Origin of the sequence: Vibrio sp. 10N.261.51.A3 (assembly GCF_041471965.1) — a bacterium.
Classification (GTDB): Bacteria; Pseudomonadota; Gammaproteobacteria; order Enterobacterales; family Vibrionaceae; genus Vibrio; species Vibrio crassostreae_C.
In genome coordinates this window covers 24,182-24,405 of sequence record NZ_JBFRPK010000076.1, presented here as the reverse complement: position 1 = coordinate 24,405, position 224 = coordinate 24,182, and the positions used below count along the sequence as shown (strand labels likewise).

1 protein-coding gene is annotated in these 224 nt (G+C 50.0%); it reads right to left on the bottom strand.

Features of this window, described 5'->3' with window-relative positions; genetic code table 11:
- On the bottom strand, window positions 1-224 hold a 224-nt coding region (locus AB4371_RS22635; protein ID WP_372150418.1), incomplete at both ends, for a cadherin-like domain-containing protein.

Below are 224 nucleotides of genomic sequence, written 5' to 3'. Positions count from 1 at the left end.
GAGATATCGAAGCTGATATCGATGTCACCGTTGAAGTTCTCATCTGGCGTGATGGTGAAGCTGCCGTCATCATTAGCTACAACCGTCGCATCTCCACCAACCGTAAGGTCGCTAGCCGTAAGGTCATCGCCCTCTACGTCAGATGCTTGTGATAGCAATTGCTCTTGGCTTAAACGGATAGAACCGTCTTCATCGATTGAGTACGCTAGGTCACCAGACACTGG